The 16,157-nt window shown below is 49.4% G+C and carries 12 protein-coding genes; 11 read left to right on the plus strand and 1 reads right to left on the minus strand.

Translation table 11 applies throughout. The features are described 5' to 3' along the window. From R5268_RS18450 to R5268_RS18495, 10 genes are all read left to right on the plus strand, one after another. Positions 1 to 75, plus strand: a 75-nt coding sequence (locus tag R5268_RS18450) for a hypothetical protein (protein ID WP_168381270.1), incomplete at its 5' end; no start/stop codon positions are given. 274 nt (positions 76 to 349) lie between these two features. Continuing rightward, positions 350 to 727 (plus strand): preprotein translocase subunit SecE, encoded by a 378-nt coding sequence (gene secE / locus R5268_RS18455; protein ID WP_004238482.1) that lies wholly within the window; start codon positions 350 to 352, stop codon positions 725 to 727. 10 nt (positions 728 to 737) lie between these two features. Next, the gene (nusG, locus tag R5268_RS18460) at positions 738 to 1,283 is read left to right on the plus strand and encodes a transcription termination/antitermination protein NusG (RefSeq protein WP_004238483.1); all 546 of its coding nucleotides are present in this window, start codon (positions 738 to 740) and stop codon (positions 1,281 to 1,283) included. Positions 1,284 to 1,431: 148 nt separating this feature from the next. Continuing rightward, positions 1,432 to 1,860: a 50S ribosomal protein L11 gene (gene rplK / locus R5268_RS18465; protein ID WP_107680701.1), complete on the plus strand. Its 429-nt coding sequence runs from the start codon at positions 1,432 to 1,434 to the stop codon at positions 1,858 to 1,860. Positions 1,861 to 1,863: 3 nt separating this feature from the next. Further along, positions 1,864 to 2,565, plus strand: coding sequence for a 50S ribosomal protein L1 (gene rplA / locus R5268_RS18470; protein ID WP_046893914.1), 702 nt, complete (start codon positions 1,864 to 1,866; stop codon positions 2,563 to 2,565). 319 nt (positions 2,566 to 2,884) lie between these two features. Further along, positions 2,885 to 3,382 (plus strand): 50S ribosomal protein L10, encoded by a 498-nt coding sequence (gene rplJ, locus R5268_RS18475; RefSeq protein ID WP_004242307.1) that lies wholly within the window; start codon positions 2,885 to 2,887, stop codon positions 3,380 to 3,382. A 66-nt stretch (positions 3,383 to 3,448) separates the two neighbouring features. Further along, on the plus strand, positions 3,449 to 3,814 hold the full coding sequence (gene rplL / locus R5268_RS18480; RefSeq protein ID WP_004242306.1) for a 50S ribosomal protein L7/L12: 366 nt from the start codon (positions 3,449 to 3,451) through the stop codon (positions 3,812 to 3,814). 347 nt (positions 3,815 to 4,161) lie between these two features. Beyond that, positions 4,162 to 8,190 (plus strand): DNA-directed RNA polymerase subunit beta, encoded by a 4,029-nt coding sequence (gene rpoB, locus R5268_RS18485; RefSeq protein WP_107680700.1) that lies wholly within the window; start codon positions 4,162 to 4,164, stop codon positions 8,188 to 8,190. Positions 8,191 to 8,298: 108 nt separating this feature from the next. Then, on the plus strand, positions 8,299 to 12,525 hold the full coding sequence (rpoC, locus tag R5268_RS18490; protein ID WP_107680699.1) for a DNA-directed RNA polymerase subunit beta': 4,227 nt from the start codon (positions 8,299 to 8,301) through the stop codon (positions 12,523 to 12,525). Between the two features lie 84 nt (positions 12,526 to 12,609). Next, positions 12,610 to 13,923, plus strand: a complete 1,314-nt coding sequence (locus R5268_RS18495) for a polysaccharide deacetylase family protein (RefSeq protein ID WP_317420391.1) — start codon at positions 12,610 to 12,612, stop codon at positions 13,921 to 13,923. A 68-nt stretch (positions 13,924 to 13,991) separates the two neighbouring features. On the opposite strand, the gene R5268_RS18500 is transcribed toward R5268_RS18495, so the two are convergent. Then, positions 13,992 to 14,795, minus strand: a complete 804-nt coding sequence (locus R5268_RS18500) for a MerR family transcriptional regulator (protein ID WP_052926950.1) — start codon at positions 14,793 to 14,795, stop codon at positions 13,992 to 13,994. A gap of 185 nt (positions 14,796 to 14,980) precedes the next feature. On the opposite strand from R5268_RS18500, the gene R5268_RS18505 reads away from it, so the two are divergent. Beyond that, the gene (locus R5268_RS18505; protein WP_317420390.1) at positions 14,981 to 16,153 is read left to right on the plus strand and encodes an aminotransferase class I/II-fold pyridoxal phosphate-dependent enzyme; all 1,173 of its coding nucleotides are present in this window, start codon (positions 14,981 to 14,983) and stop codon (positions 16,151 to 16,153) included. The last annotated feature ends 4 nt before the right edge of the window (positions 16,154 to 16,157 follow it).

The following is a 16,157-nucleotide window of genomic DNA, read 5'->3' on the forward strand; positions in this document are numbered from 1 at the left end:
GAAGGTCTGCGTTTCGCAATCCGTGAAGGCGGCCGTACCGTTGGCGCGGGTGTTGTAGCGAAAGTTCTGGGTTAATTACGGATGTAATAATCCTAAAAAGGGCATCAAATGATGCCCTTTTTCTGCGTTGTCTTATGAAGAACCTATCTCATCACTAGTTGATCATCAACTACTGGTGAGATAGGCTCTCACGCAACGAATGGTGAGTATCTCGAAGAATACGAAACTCATGCTGGATTATGACGCCAAGTCAGATACAATTGCATCTGTCCTTAATTTTGGTCTGATTTGTTTTGCAACCGCGAGGCAGTCCGGCTGACTTTTTTATTTCATGGTTACAGGTTGGTTTATGAGTGCGAATAGCGAAGCTCAACAAAACGGCCGTGGTGCTGACATTGCCAAATGGTTAGTGGTCGCAGTTCTGCTGATCGCTGCCATCGGCGGGAACTACTACTTCCGCGAATTTAATCTTGCGCTGCGTGCGCTGGCAGTCGTTGTCGTCATCGCATTAGCCGGTGGTATTGCACTGTGGACAACGAAAGGCAAAGCGACACTGACTTTTGCCCGCGAAGCACGGGTTGAAATGCGTAAAGTGATCTGGCCTACACGTCAGGAAACACTGCATACAACACTTATCGTTGCGGCTGTCACAGCAGTTATGTCGTTAGTGTTATGGGGCCTTGATGGTATCCTTGTCCGTCTTGTTTCCTATATAACATCCTTCTGAGGTTCTAAAGATGTCGGATTCTCCTAAAAAACGTTGGTATGTCATCCAGGCTTTCTCCGGATTTGAGAGCCGGGTTGCGCAGTCTCTGCGTGAACATATCAAAATCAACGGGATGGAAGATTCATTTGGCGAAGTCATGGTGCCAACGGAAGAAGTCGTCGAGATCCGCAGCGGTCAGCGCCGCAAAAGTGAGCGCAAATTCTTCCCGGGTTATGTCCTGGTTCAGATGGCGATGAACGATGCATCCTGGCATCTGGTACGTAATGTACCGCGTGTAATGGGGTTCATCGGCGGTACATCCGATCGTCCCGCACCGATCAGCGATAAAGAAGTTGATGCGATTATGAACCGCCTGCAGCAGGTGGGTGATAAGCCGCGTCCGAAAACGCTGTTCGAACCGGGCGAAATGGTCCGCGTTTCCGATGGTCCGTTTGCAGACTTTAACGGTGTGGTTGAAGAAGTCGATTACGAAAAGAGCCGCCTCAAGGTATCAGTCTCTATTTTTGGTCGTGCAACACCGGTCGAACTGGATTTCAGTCAGGTCGAAAAACCGTAACGGTTTCTTTTCCGGACTTGCAAAGGGCGGGAAATTTATCTACAATTTCGCGCCTTTTGTTTTTCAGGGGTTCGCGTTTTCACGCGGGCCTGTATTCATAGGGGAGCCGGGATAACCGGCGCTATTACCCACATTGAGGATTTTTTAAATGGCTAAGAAAGTACAAGCCTATATCAAGCTGCAGGTTTCAGCTGGTATGGCGAACCCTAGTCCACCGGTTGGTCCGGCACTGGGTCAGCAGGGTGTGAACATCATGGAATTCTGTAAAGCGTTTAACGCCAAAACAGACAGCATGGAAAAAGGTTTACCAATCCCGGTTGTTATTACCGTTTACGCTGACCGTTCTTTCACTTTCATCACTAAAACTCCGCCAGCGGCAGTTTTACTGAAGAAAGCTGCAGGTCTGAAATCTGGTTCCGGCAAACCGAACAAAGAGAAAGTAGGTAAAATTACTTCTGCTCAGGTTCGTGAGATTGCTGAGACTAAAGCAGCGGATATGACTGGTGCCGATGTAGAAGCTATGATGCGTTCTATCGAAGGTACTGCTCGTTCCATGGGCCTGGTAGTGGAGGGTTAATCGATGGCTAAACTGACCAAGCGCATGCGCAATATCCGTGAAAAAGTTGATGCTACCAAACAGTACGACATCAATGAAGCCGTAGCCCTGCTGAAAGAATTAGCAACTGCTAAATTCGTTGAAAGCGTTGACGTTGCTGTCAACCTGGGTATCGATGCTCGTAAATCTGACCAAAACGTCCGCGGTGCAACTGTACTGCCGAACGGTACCGGTCGTTCTGTCCGCGTAGCTGTGTTCGCACAGGGCGCTAACGCTGAAGCTGCTAAAGCTGCAGGCGCAGAACTGGTTGGTATGGAAGACCTGGCTGACAAAATCAAAGCCGGCGAAATGGACTTCGACGTTGTTATCGCATCTCCGGATGCAATGCGCGTTGTTGGCCAATTAGGTCAGATCTTAGGGCCGCGCGGCCTGATGCCAAACCCGAAAGTTGGTACTGTAACTCCTAACGTTGCTGAAGCTGTGAACAACGCTAAAGCAGGTCAGGTTCGTTACCGTAACGACAAAAACGGGATCATCCACACTACCATCGGTAAAGTAGATTTCGATACTGATAAACTGAAAGAAAACCTGGAAGCTCTGCTGGTTGCGCTGAAAAAAGCAAAACCATCTTCAGCGAAAGGCGTGTACATCAAGAAAATCAGCCTGTCTACCACCATGGGTGCGGGTGTTGCAATCGACCAGTCTGGTCTGACTGCTGCTGCTTAATATCTGCTGATAATAAGCACTTTACATTGGGGGCAGGTTTCTGTAGAATCTGACGCCCAATGTTTGCTGTATTTGATTTGTGAAATTATCACGGAATCAGGAACAGCTCAGAATTTCGGTTGGAGCCCGGCCTTTTCCGGGCCCCGTCCAAGACCGCAGGTGTAAGTGATTACTTAATTTTCCTGCGTAGACGGTGACAGAGCCACAAGAATTTTATTCGAGTATTCTGCTCACCGTGTTTTAGCGCTCTCCACCTTCCGGTGCTGAGTGAAGTGAGTTCCGGGGTTGTATACCCGGCTAAACCAGGAGCAAGAAGCTAATGGCATTAAATCTTCAAGACAAACAAGCGATTGTTGCTGAAGTCAGCGAAGTTGCCAAAGGCGCGCTGTCTGCAGTTGTCGCGGATTCCCGTGGTGTAACTGTAGATAAAATGACCGGTCTGCGTAAAGCATGTCGCGAAGCTGGCGTTACCGTACGTGTAGTACGTAACACCCTGCTGCGTCGTGCTGTTGAAGGTACCTCTTCTGAGTGCCTGAAAGACGTATTTGTCGGTCCTACCTTGATTGCATTTTCTCATGAACATCCGGGCGCTGCTGCTCGTCTGTTCAAAGAATTCGCGAAAGCGAACCCTGCATTCGAGATTAAAGCCGCAGCCTTTGAAGGTGAGTTAATTGCAGCGAAAGATATCGATCGTTTAGCAACACTCCCGACTTACGAAGAAGCAATCGCGCGCCTGATGGCAACCATGAAAGAAGCCTCTGCAGGCAAACTGGTTCGCACTCTGGCAGCGTTACGCGATCAGAAAGAAGCAGCTTAATTGCCCTTTCTTTTCTTCGTTGCTTTTTAACGTATAAACTTATTCTGAATTTTAGGAACATATCGTATGTCTATCACTAAAGAACAAATCCTGGACGCAGTTGCTGAAATGTCTGTAATGGACGTTGTTGAACTGATCACCATGATGGAAGAAAAATTCGGCGTTTCTGCTGCTGCTGCTGTAGCAGTTGCTGCGGGTCCTGCTGAAGCTGCTGAAGAGAAAACTGAGTTCGACGTTATTCTGAAAGCTGCCGGCGCTAACAAAGTTGCAGTAATCAAAGCTGTTCGCGGCGCAACTGGTCTGGGCCTGAAAGAAGCTAAAGATTTAGTTGAAAGCGCACCTGCTGCACTGAAAGAAGGTGTGAGCAAAGATGAAGCTGAAACTCTGAAAAAATCTCTGGAAGAAGCTGGCGCAGAAGTTGAAGTTAAATAAGCCACTTTTTGCAGTAGCAGCCTGAAAATGGCTGATGGCTGGTGACTTATTGGTCACCAGCCTTTTTGCGCTAATGCGCATGCGTGTGTTTTCGGGGTAACAGTTGTGTTATCTGACACCCGCAAACTCTCCGAATACTTTTTGCTATTGACGACTTAATATACTGTGTTTATGACTGCGATTCGCTCGGGTAGCTCGGTAGTCAGCAGCGCAATGAAATGATTTAAGAGTAATAGCAATGGGTATTAACAGAAAATGTTCAATTTTCTGTCCAAATTAGATAGTTGTAGCGACTGTCCGTTAATACGGGCAGGCCGGGTCACTGATCAAGCGAGCTGAGGAACCCTATGGTTTACTCCTATACCGAGAAGAAACGTATTCGTAAGGATTTTGGTAAACGTCCGCAAGTGCTGGATGTACCTTATCTCCTTTCTATCCAGCTGGATTCATTCCAGAAATTCATTGAACTCGATCCGGACGGTCAGAACGGCCTGGAAGCCGCGTTCCGTTCCGTTTTCCCGATTCAGAGCTACAGTGGTAATGCTGAACTGCAATATGTCAGCTTCCGTCTGGGTGAGCCGGTATTTGACGTTAAAGAATGTCAGATCCGCGGCGTTACCTTTTCCGCACCGCTGCGCGTAAAACTGCGTCTGGTTGTTTACGAGCGTGAAGCACCGGAAGGCACAGTTAAAGATATTAAAGAACAGGAAGTTTACATGGGCGAGATTCCGCTCATGACCGAAAACGGAACGTTCGTTATCAACGGTACTGAGCGTGTTATCGTTTCTCAGTTACACCGCAGCCCGGGCGTGTTCTTTGACAGTGACAAAGGTAAAACACACTCTTCCGGTAAAGTGCTGTATAACGCACGTATCATTCCTTACCGTGGTTCATGGCTGGACTTCGAATTCGATCCGAAAGACAACTTATTTGTCCGTATTGACCGCCGCCGTAAATTACCGGCATCGATCATTCTGCGTGCGATGAATTTCAGCACCGAAGACATTCTGAATCTGTTCTTCGAGAAGACCACCTTTGAAATCCGCAATAATAAACTGACCATGACCCTCATTCCTGAGCGTCTGCGTGGTGAAACCGCGTCCTTCGATATCGAAGCGAACGGTAAAGTTTATATTGAGAAAGGCCGTCGTATCACTGCCCGTCATATCCGTCAGCTGGAAAAAGACGAAGTCAGCCAGATTGAAGTTCCTGTTGAATATATCGCAGGCAAAGTGGTTGCACGTGATTACATCGATGAAGCGACCGGCGAATTAATTTGTGCAGCGAACATGGAAATGTCACTGGATCTGCTGGCGCGTCTGAGCCAGTCCGGTCACAAAACCATTGAAACGCTGTTCACCAACGACCTGGATCACGGCGCCTACATGTCAGAAACCCTGCGTGTGGACCCGACCAACGATCGTTTAAGCGCACTGGTAGAAATCTACCGTATGATGCGTCCTGGTGAGCCGCCAACCCGCGAAGCTGCTGAAAATCTGTTCGAGAACCTGTTCTTCTCTGAAGATCGTTATGATCTGTCTGCGGTCGGCCGCATGAAGTTCAACCGTTCACTGGGTCGTGATGACTCTGACGGTACCGGTATCCTGAGCCAGCAGGACATTACTGATGTCATGAAGAAACTCATCGACATCCGTAACGGCCGCGGCGAAGTGGATGATATCGACCACTTAGGTAACCGTCGTATCCGTTCTGTCGGTGAAATGGCAGAGAACCAGTTCCGTGTCGGTCTGGTCCGTGTTGAGCGTGCGGTGAAAGAGCGTCTGTCCCTGGGTGATCTGGATAACCTGATGCCTCAGGATATGATCAACGCCAAGCCGATTTCTGCTGCCGTTAAAGAGTTCTTTGGTTCCAGCCAGCTGTCCCAGTTTATGGACCAGAACAACCCGCTGTCAGAAATCACGCACAAACGCCGTATCTCAGCATTAGGCCCGGGTGGTCTGACCCGTGAGCGTGCCGGCTTCGAAGTACGAGACGTTCACCCGACTCACTACGGCCGCGTATGTCCTATCGAGACCCCTGAAGGTCCGAACATCGGTCTGATCAACTCCTTATCTGTTTATGCACAGACTAACGAATATGGTTTCCTGGAAACCCCGTACCGTTTAGTGCGTGACGATGTTGTTACCGATGAAATTCATTACCTGTCTGCAATCGAAGAAGGCAACTTCATCATTGCACAGGCAAACACCGTATTAGATGACGATGGCCACTTCGTTGATGAACTGATCACCTGCCGTAATAAAGGTGAATCCAGCTTATTCAGCCGTGATCAGGTTCAGTACATGGACGTATCCACCCAGCAGGTGGTTTCTGTCGGTGCATCCCTGATCCCGTTCCTGGAACACGATGACGCCAACCGTGCATTGATGGGTGCGAACATGCAACGTCAGGCCGTTCCGACTCTGCGCGCTGATAAGCCGCTGGTTGGTACCGGTATGGAACGTGCGGTAGCGGTTGACTCCGGTGTTACAGCCGTAGCCAAACGCGGCGGTATGGTTCAGTACGTTGACGCATCACGTATCGTTATCAAGGTTAATGAAGATGAAATGTATGCCGGCGAAGCGGGCATCGACATCTACAGCCTGACCAAATATACCCGTTCTAACCAGAACACCTGTATCAACCAGACTCCTTGCGTATCGCTGGGCGAGCCGGTTGAACGCGGTGATGTGCTGGCTGATGGTCCGTCAACTGACCTCGGCGAACTGGCACTGGGTCAGAACATGCGCGTGGCATTCATGCCATGGAACGGTTACAACTTCGAAGACTCCATCCTCGTATCCGAGCGTGTTGTTCAGGAAGACCGTTTCACCACCATCCACATCCAGGAACTGGCTTGTGTGTCCCGTGACACCAAACTGGGGCCTGAAGAGATCACCGCCGATATCCCTAACGTGGGTGAAGCAGCGCTCTCCAAACTGGATGAATCCGGTATCGTGTATATCGGTGCGGAAGTGAAAGGCGGCGACATTCTGGTCGGTAAAGTGACACCTAAAGGTGAAACACAATTAACCCCGGAAGAGAAACTGCTGCGTGCTATCTTCGGTGAAAAAGCGTCAGATGTGAAAGATTCATCTCTGCGCGTACCGAACGGTGTTTCCGGTACTGTTATCGACGTCCAGGTCTTTACCCGCGATGGCGTGGAAAAAGACAAGCGTGCTCTCGAAATCGAAGAGATGCAGCTGCGTGACGCGAAGAAAGACCTGACCGAAGAGCTCCAGATTCTGGAAGCCGGTCTGTTCAGCCGTATCCGTTCCGTTCTGATCAACGGCGGCATGGAAGCTGACAAACTGGACAAACTGCCGCGCGAGCGCTGGTTAGAACTGGCTCTGACTGATGAAGAAAAACAGAATCAGTTAGAACAGCTGGCAGAGCAGTATGACGAACTGAAATCTGAGTTCGCCAAGAAACTGGAAGCGAAACGCCGTAAAATCACTCAGGGCGATGATCTGGCACCGGGCGTGCTGAAAATCGTTAAAGTGTATCTGGCTGTTAAACGTCAGATCCAGCCTGGTGATAAAATGGCGGGTCGTCACGGTAACAAAGGGGTTATCTCTAAAATTAACCCTATCGAAGATATGCCATACGATGAAAAAGGTAACCCTGTTGACATCGTACTGAACCCGCTGGGCGTACCATCGCGTATGAACATCGGTCAGATTCTGGAAACCCACCTGGGTATGGCTGCGAAAGGCATCGGTGACAAAATTAACCAGATGATCAAAGAGCAGCAGGAAGTCGCGAAATTACGTGAATTCATCCAGAAAGCCTATGACCTGGGTAACGACCCGCGTCAGAAAGTGGATCTGAACACCTTCAGTGATGAAGAAGTTCTGCGCCTGGCGGACAACCTGAAAAAAGGTATGCCGACAGCGACACCAGTATTCGATGGTGCGAAAGAGCAGGAAATCAAAGCATTACTGACTCTGGGTGGCTTACCGACTTCCGGTCAGATCACACTGTTTGATGGCCGTACCGGCGAGCAGTTCGAGCGTCAGGTTACCGTCGGCTATATGTACATGCTGAAACTGAACCACTTAGTTGATGACAAGATGCATGCACGTTCTACCGGTTCTTACAGCCTGGTTACCCAGCAGCCGCTGGGTGGTAAGGCGCAGTTCGGTGGTCAGCGTTTCGGGGAGATGGAAGTGTGGGCACTGGAAGCATACGGTGCAGCTTACACCCTCCAGGAGATGCTGACTGTGAAATCGGATGACGTTAACGGTCGTACGAAGATGTACAAAAACATCGTCGACGGCAGTCATCAGATGGAGCCGGGAATGCCGGAATCTTTCAACGTATTGCTGAAAGAAATCCGTTCCCTCGGTATCAATATCGAGCTGGAAGACGAGTAATTACCGTTGTGGCTGCCCGTGGTACACGGGCAGCACCAGTAAATCTGGTTTAAGGGACAGACAAATTACCGTTTGTCTCACAGGTCTAACTCCGACAGGAGCCATTTCGTGAAAGACTTATTAAAGTTTCTGAAAGCGCAAACCAAGACCGAAGAGTTTGATGCGATCAAAATTGGTCTGGCCTCACCTGACATGATTCGTTCATGGTCATTTGGTGAAGTGAAAAAGCCGGAAACCATTAACTACCGTACGTTCAAACCTGAGCGTGACGGGCTTTTCTGTGCGCGTATCTTCGGGCCGGTAAAAGATTACGAATGTTTGTGCGGTAAGTACAAACGTCTGAAACACCGTGGTGTGATTTGTGAGAAGTGTGGTGTTGAAGTGACTCAGACTAAAGTGCGCCGTGAGCGCATGGGTCACATCGAACTGGCATCACCGACCGCACACATCTGGTTCCTGAAATCACTGCCGTCCCGTATCGGCCTGCTGCTGGATATGCCGCTGCGTGATATCGAACGTGTTCTGTACTTTGAATCTTATGTTGTTGTTGAAGGCGGGATGACCAGCCTGGAACGCAGCCAGATCCTGACAGAAGAACAGTATCTCGACGCTCTGGAAGAGTTCGGTGATGAGTTCGACGCGAAAATGGGTGCGGAAGCCATCCAGGCATTGCTGAAAGCAATGGATCTGGAACAGGAAGTCGAAAACCTGCGCGAAGAACTGAATGAAACCAATTCAGAAACCAAACGTAAGAAACTGACCAAGCGTATCAAGCTGCTGGAAGCCTTCATTCAGTCAGGTAACAAACCTGAGTGGATGATCCTGACAGTGCTGCCGGTGTTACCACCGGATCTGCGTCCGTTAGTTCCGCTCGATGGTGGTCGTTTTGCGACATCAGATCTGAACGATCTGTACCGTCGTGTGATCAACCGTAACAACCGTCTGAAACGCCTGCTGGATCTGGCTGCACCTGACATCATCGTACGTAACGAAAAACGTATGCTGCAGGAAGCCGTGGATGCGCTGCTGGATAACGGCCGTCGTGGTCGTGCAATTACCGGCTCTAACAAGCGTCCGCTGAAATCTCTGGCAGACATGATCAAAGGTAAACAGGGTCGTTTCCGTCAGAACCTGCTCGGTAAGCGTGTTGACTATTCCGGTCGTTCTGTAATCACCGTAGGTCCTTACCTGCGTCTGCATCAGTGCGGTCTGCCTAAGAAAATGGCACTGGAACTGTTCAAACCGTTCATCTACGGTAAGCTGGAACTGCGTGGTCTTGCTACCACCATCAAAGCTGCCAAGAAAATGGTTGAGCGCGAAGAAGCGGTTGTATGGGATATCCTGGATGAAGTTATCCGTGAGCACCCGGTTCTCCTGAACCGTGCACCGACACTTCACCGTCTGGGTATTCAGGCGTTTGAACCAATCCTTATCGAAGGTAAAGCTATCCAGCTGCACCCGCTCGTTTGTGCGGCATATAACGCCGACTTCGATGGTGACCAGATGGCGGTTCACGTCCCTCTGACCCTGGAAGCGCAGCTCGAAGCCCGTGCCCTGATGATGTCCACCAACAACATCCTGTCACCGGCAAGCGGCGATCCGATTATCGTACCTTCTCAGGACGTTGTTCTGGGTCTGTACTACATGACCCGTGACTGTGTTAACGCCAAAGGCGAAGGCATGGTACTGAACGGTTCAACAGAAGCTGAGCGTGTATACCGCGCCGGTCATGCGTCTCTGCATGCCCGTGTGAAAGTCCGTATCACTGAAGAAGTGAAAGACGGCGAAGGTAATGTCACCAAGCGTACCAGCATGATTGATACCACTGTCGGCCGTGCCATCTTATGGCGTATCGTTCCGCGTGGTCTGCCTTACTCACTGGTTAACCAGCCGCTGGGTAAAAAAGCAATCTCCAAAATGCTGAACACCTGTTACCGTATTCTGGGTCTGAAGCCGACCGTTATCTTTGCTGACCAGATCATGTACACCGGTTTTGCCTACGCTGCCCGTTCAGGTGCATCCGTTGGTATCGATGACATGGTTATTCCGGAGAAAAAAGCAGGGATCATCGCGGAAGCAGAAGCGGAAGTGGCCGAAATCCAGGAGCAGTTCCAGTCTGGTCTGGTTACCGCCGGCGAACGTTATAACAAAGTTATCGATATCTGGGCCGCGGCCAACGAACGTGTTGCCAAGGCGATGATGGAAAACCTGTCTGTTGAAACCGTGGTTAACCGCGACGGCGAAGAAGAACAGCAGGTTTCTTTCAACAGTATCTTTATGATGGCCGACTCCGGTGCGCGTGGTTCTGCCGCACAGATTCGTCAGCTGGCCGGTATGCGTGGTCTGATGGCGAAACCGGATGGTTCCATCATCGAAACGCCAATCACCGCGAACTTCCGTGAAGGTCTTGACGTACTCCAGTACTTCATCTCAACCCACGGTGCGCGTAAAGGTCTGGCGGATACCGCACTGAAAACAGCAAACTCCGGTTACCTGACCCGTCGTCTGGTTGACGTGGCACAAGACCTCGTCATCACTGAAGATGACTGTGGTACGCACGAAGGTATCGTCATGACCCCGGTTATCGAGGGTGGTGATGTTAAAGAACCTCTGCGCGACCGCGTATTAGGCCGTGTGGCTGCTGAAGACATTCTGAAGCCGGGTACTGCGGATATTCTTATCCCGCGTAACACCCTGCTGCACGAAAAACAGTGTGACCTGTTAGAAGAAAACTCAGTCGACAGCGTGAAAGTCCGCTCTGTGGTTAGTTGTGAAACTGACTTCGGTGTGTGTGCGAAATGCTACGGTCGTGACCTGGCGCGCGGTCATATCATCAACTCAGGCGAAGCCGTTGGTGTTATTGCTGCACAGTCAATCGGTGAGCCGGGTACACAGCTGACGATGCGTACGTTCCACATCGGTGGTGCGGCATCCCGTGCTGCTGCGGAATCCAGCATTCAGGTTCGTAACAAAGGTACAGTGAAACTGTTCAACGCGAAGCTTATCGGTAACACTGCCGGTAAACTGGTGGTGACTTCACGTAACACTGAACTGCGTCTGATCGATGAATTCGGCCGTACCAAAGAAAGCTATAAAGTCCCTTACGGTGCCCAGCTTTCCAAAGGTGATGGCGAAGCCGTTAACGGTGGCGAAACGGTCGCTAACTGGGATCCGCATACCATGCCGGTTGTCAGTGAAGTATCCGGTGTTATCCGCTTTACCGACATGCACGATGGCCAGACCATTACCCGTCAGACTGATGAATTAACCGGTCTGTCCTCACTGGTTGTTCTGGATTCTGCAGAACGTACCGCCAGTGCGAAAGAAATGCGTCCGGCACTGAAAATTATCGATGCACAGGGTAACGACGTCCTGATCCCGAACACTGATATGCCTGCTGCTTACTTCCTGCCGGGTAAAGCGATTGTTCAGCTGGATGATGGTGTTACCATCAATGCCGGTGACACGCTGGCACGTATCCCGCAGGAATCTGTCGGTACCAAGGATATTACCGGTGGTCTGCCGCGCGTTGCTGACCTGTTCGAAGCGCGTCGTCCGAAAGAGCCTGCTATCCTGGCTGAAATCAGCGGTATCATCTCGTTCGGTAAAGAGACCAAAGGTAAGCGTCGTCTGGTGATCACACCAATCGACGGCAGCGATCCATACGAAGAGATGATTCCGAAATGGCGTCAGCTCAACGTGTTTGAAGGTGAAATGGTTGAACGTGGTGACGTCGTATCCGATGGTCCGGAATCACCGCACGATATCCTGCGTCTGCGTGGCGTGAATGCGGTTGCCCGTTATATCGCGAACGAAGTCCAGGAAGTTTACCGCTTACAGGGCGTTAAGATTAACGATAAACACATCGAAGTTATCGTTCGTCAGATGCTGCGTAAAGTCACCATCACCTCTGCGGGAAGCTCTGAGTTCCTCGAAGGTGAGCAGGTTGAATATGCACGCGTGAAAGTGGCAAACCGTCAGCTGGAGCAGGAAGGTAAAATCCCTGCAACCTTCGAACGTGATCTGCTGGGTATCACCAAAGCGTCTCTGGCAACAGAGTCCTTTATCTCTGCGGCATCGTTCCAGGAGACCACCCGCGTTCTGACCGAAGCGGCCGTTGCGGGTAAACGCGACGAACTGCGCGGTCTGAAAGAGAACGTCATCGTGGGTCGCCTGATCCCGGCCGGTACCGGTTTCGCGTACCACCAGGATCGTATCCGCCGCCGCCATCTGGCAGAAACTGCCGATGCAGCACCACAGCAGGTCAGCGCTGATGAAGCAACAGCTAACTTAGCTGAGCTTCTGAACGCCGGCTTCGGTGGCAGCAAAGAGTAAGTGATACAGCGATGTAACTGACTGAACAGCCCTCCTTTTTAAGGAGGGCTTTTTTGTGCAGTACCGTAAGTAAATGGGCATATTATGCGCAACGCATTGTTTATTATTATGGTTTTATTCTCCGTCACCGGTATCAGCCGGGCCGCGGAAATCCCGTCAGATTCACAGGAATGGTTACTGAAAGATGAACCGCCGGTACTGATCCAGGTAAAAGAGCCACAGGTCATTTTTGCACCGGTTGCCGGTACGATGCAGGGCGTTGCCGAACTGAATCCGTCACACGGTTTTTATATTTACCCGATGAAAGGGGAATTCCGCGAGTTACAATTTGGTAATGACCGCGGTTTTATCGGCAGTGAGTATCTGTCAGATAAAAAACCTAAAGTCGTGCCGCCGCTGGATACGCTGAATGAGCTGAATAATCCGATCTATGACTATCTGATCACTATCAGTAACACCCCTGTTTTCGGCACACCGGATGATTCGGTATCCCCGGTTGCCACCCTGTTTGGTGATCTGCGTTATCCGGTACTGGCTAAAATGGTCAGAGAAAACCGGGAAGGTGAAAAAGTTGTCTGGCTGACGATCCGTCTGGCGGACAGGCTGGCCTATATCCGTTTACCGGATGTGGAACTGGATAAAGGTATCCCGATCCTGACGTATCACCATATCCTGAAAGACAGTGAAAACAGAAACTTCCGCCATACTTCAACCACAACATCAGTGGAAGCGTTTAAGGCGCAGATGGACTATCTGAAGCAGGCCGGTTACCGGACAATTTCTCTTGATGATGTGGCCGGTTATCTGGCGAAAGAAAATAACCTGCCGGGGAAAGTGGTCGCGCTGACGTTCGATGATGGTCTGAAATCGGTGTACCGCTATGCTTATCCGATCCTGAAACAGAATGACCAGAAGGCCACACTGTTTGTGATTTCCTCGCGGGTGAAATCGAAGCCACAGAAATGGGCACCGGACGGATTGCAGTTTATGTGCTGGCCGGAACTGATGCAGTCACGGGATGTATTTGATATTCAGTCACATACTCATTTCTTACATCGTCTCGATAACCGCAAAAACCCGATTATTTTCAGCCGCAAAGAACATACGCTCCTGCTGGATTACCAGCGTTCACAGCGCGTGCTGGCGAAACTGAATCCGCAGCAGCACTATCTGGCATATCCTTTCGGGGCATATAATCAGGATGCTATGGATGCCGCACAGCAGGCCGGTATGACGATGGCCGTTACGACTATTCAGGGAAAAGTCCGCCTCGGTGATAATCCGTATGCCCTGAAACGTCTCTATGCACTGCGAACCGACCCGGTTGAGAAATTTGCCACCATGATTGGCAACAGTGGTCCGGAAGTGGTGAATAAGGATATTGTTGTCGACAGATAATATTGTTTTTATATAATAACTCACGGCCTGATAATCACGATTATCAGGCCGTTTTTTTACGGAATATATTATGAAATCAAAAATTGCAGTTCATAAGGCGCAGATTCATAGCTGACCAGGTTATCTTCAAATTCATTGGCAATGACCATCCGCGGTTTTTCTTTTCCGTGGAAATAACGTTTAACCATTTCTGCATCGATATTTTCACTGAGATAATGACAGATACAGCAAAGGTAAAATCCTGCCGGTAAACACACCAGGTTAGGCGAATCAAAATCCGGTTTTTCTTTTAAGTAAATCAGGTATTTCGACGGGTAGAAGGTTTGTTCAATAATGTTTTGATAATCCAGCACATAGGCGTACTGCCGCAGATAATCCAGTGACTGATTTTCCGGTCTGGCTTTCATTTCAGCCAGCCGCAGTTCCATTTTTGAAATCGGGCGATCTGCCGGATAACAGGGAACAAACAGACACCAGCGTTCCGGTAATTCAGTAGTATAAAAAGCCCCGTTACGTGGTTTATTATCGGTGAAGGTAAAGTAATCCAGATACCAGTCCAGTGTTTCAATGGTTTTTTTTAATTCTGCCATCTGCTGTAATTTACGGGATTTTTCCTGAATTAAGTATTCGGTTAATTTATTTTTATCACCGCTTTCCATAATAGTTTTAATATCATTCAGGTTCATATTCATTTTCTGAAGATATTTAATTCTGTCGATATAATGAAATTGTTCAAATGTATAATAACGGTATCCGTTTTCATTATCCGTATAACCGGGTTTGAGAATGGATTTCTTATCATAAAAACGCAGTGTCTGCGTTGAGACACCTAATAACGCAGCGGTTTCCCCGATAGTAAAATATTTCTTCATGATTGCTGCCTGTAAAATAATTACTTTTATTTAAATTATCAGATTTAAAATTAACATACTATTTCCCGGGGAAATAATTTTGTGATTATCTTCTCATAACCTGAATTACGGATTTAACCTTATTCCAGCTATAAGGTTTAGGGTGTGCGCATTGTTATTTATTGTTAAAAAAAGCAGGATAAAAAATGAAAGAACGCACACAGCTATTGTATTCAGGGGAAATGAATTTACCGGGTCATATTCACCCGGATGCACCCGCTATTTTTCCGGCCACCGCCTATGCCATGCAGGATACACAGCACTATTTTGCTGTCAGCAGCGGCAATGGTGAGTATCAGTATAACCGTACCGCAAACCCTAACCGTGACAGCTTATCGGCGGCAATTTCACTGATGGAAGACGGTGAGGTATCTGCTGTTATGGCGTCCGGGATGGCGGCCATTTCGGCGGCATTACTGAGCCTGCTCAGACAGGGCGATCACATTGTCGTCAATGAGGCTATCTACGGTGAAACCATTGAGCTGATTGATTTAATTCTGATTCCGTTTGGTGTGACAGTCACTTATGCCGATTTCCTGTCACCGGAATCGGTGCAGGCGGCTGTCCGGCCGGAAACGGTGATGCTGTATACCGAAATTATCAGTAACCCGCTGATTAAAGTTGTCGATATCGATGCTATTGCCTGTATCAGTAAAGCGAATGATTGCCTGCTGGTGGTGGACAATACTTTTTCAACGCCGTTTGTTATCAAACCATTGCAGCACGGCGCGGATATCGTGATCCACAGCCTGACCAAATTTTTCGGCGGGCACAGTGATTTAACAGCCGGTTCGGTGACCTGCTCTCAGGCACTGATGCAGAAAATTGAGCTGAAAGCCCGCCTGCTGGGGGGATGCAGTGATCCTTATACTGCCTGGCTCTGTCTGCGCAGTATCCGGACAATGGAAATGCGGGTATCACGCCAGATGGAAAATGCACAGCGTATTGCGGAGGCGCTCAGCAGCGACCCGCGCGTGGCACAAGTGAATTATCCGGGACTGGCTTCACATCCGCAGCATGATTTGGCGAAATCCCTGTTTTTGCAGGGCTGCGGTCCGATGCTCAGTTTCCGTGTCGCTGATGACCAGACAAAGGTCGATGAATTTATCCGCCGCTTAAATCTTATTACCTATCTGGGCACGCTGGGCGGGTTCCGTACCTCTCTGGCGCATCCGGCGACCGCATTCCGTACTGAATTTACACCGCAGCAGCTGATTGATTTTGGTATGCACGAAGGGCTTATCCGTATTTCTGCCGGATGCGAAGCTGCCGAAGATTTAATTGCTGATATTACTCAGGCACTTGATGTGTTTAATTAAACCG

This window comes from Morganella sp. BCCO 40_0007 (assembly GCF_032989665.1).
GTDB lineage: Bacteria > Pseudomonadota > Gammaproteobacteria > Enterobacterales > Enterobacteriaceae > Morganella > Morganella sibonii.

What these genes read in the sequence shown, in the direction of transcription:
- rplJ (WP_004242307.1), top strand. Translation starts at nt 2,885, where the DNA reads ATGGCATTAAATCTTCAAGACAAACAAGCGATTGTTGCTGAAGTCAGC.
- rplK (WP_107680701.1), top strand. Translation starts at nt 1,432, where the DNA reads ATGGCTAAGAAAGTACAAGCCTATATCAAGCTGCAGGTTTCAGCTGGT.
- R5268_RS18505 (WP_317420390.1), top strand. Translation starts at nt 14,981, where the DNA reads ATGAAAGAACGCACACAGCTATTGTATTCAGGGGAAATGAATTTACCG.
- secE (WP_004238482.1), top strand. Translation starts at nt 350, where the DNA reads ATGAGTGCGAATAGCGAAGCTCAACAAAACGGCCGTGGTGCTGACATT.
- rpoB (WP_107680700.1), top strand. Translation starts at nt 4,162, where the DNA reads ATGGTTTACTCCTATACCGAGAAGAAACGTATTCGTAAGGATTTTGGT.
- rplA (WP_046893914.1), top strand. Translation starts at nt 1,864, where the DNA reads ATGGCTAAACTGACCAAGCGCATGCGCAATATCCGTGAAAAAGTTGAT.
- nusG (WP_004238483.1), top strand. Translation starts at nt 738, where the DNA reads ATGTCGGATTCTCCTAAAAAACGTTGGTATGTCATCCAGGCTTTCTCC.
- rplL (WP_004242306.1), top strand. Translation starts at nt 3,449, where the DNA reads ATGTCTATCACTAAAGAACAAATCCTGGACGCAGTTGCTGAAATGTCT.
- R5268_RS18495 (WP_317420391.1), top strand. Translation starts at nt 12,610, where the DNA reads ATGCGCAACGCATTGTTTATTATTATGGTTTTATTCTCCGTCACCGGT.
- R5268_RS18500 (WP_052926950.1), bottom strand. Translation starts at nt 14,795, where the DNA reads ATGAAGAAATATTTTACTATCGGGGAAACCGCTGCGTTATTAGGTGTC.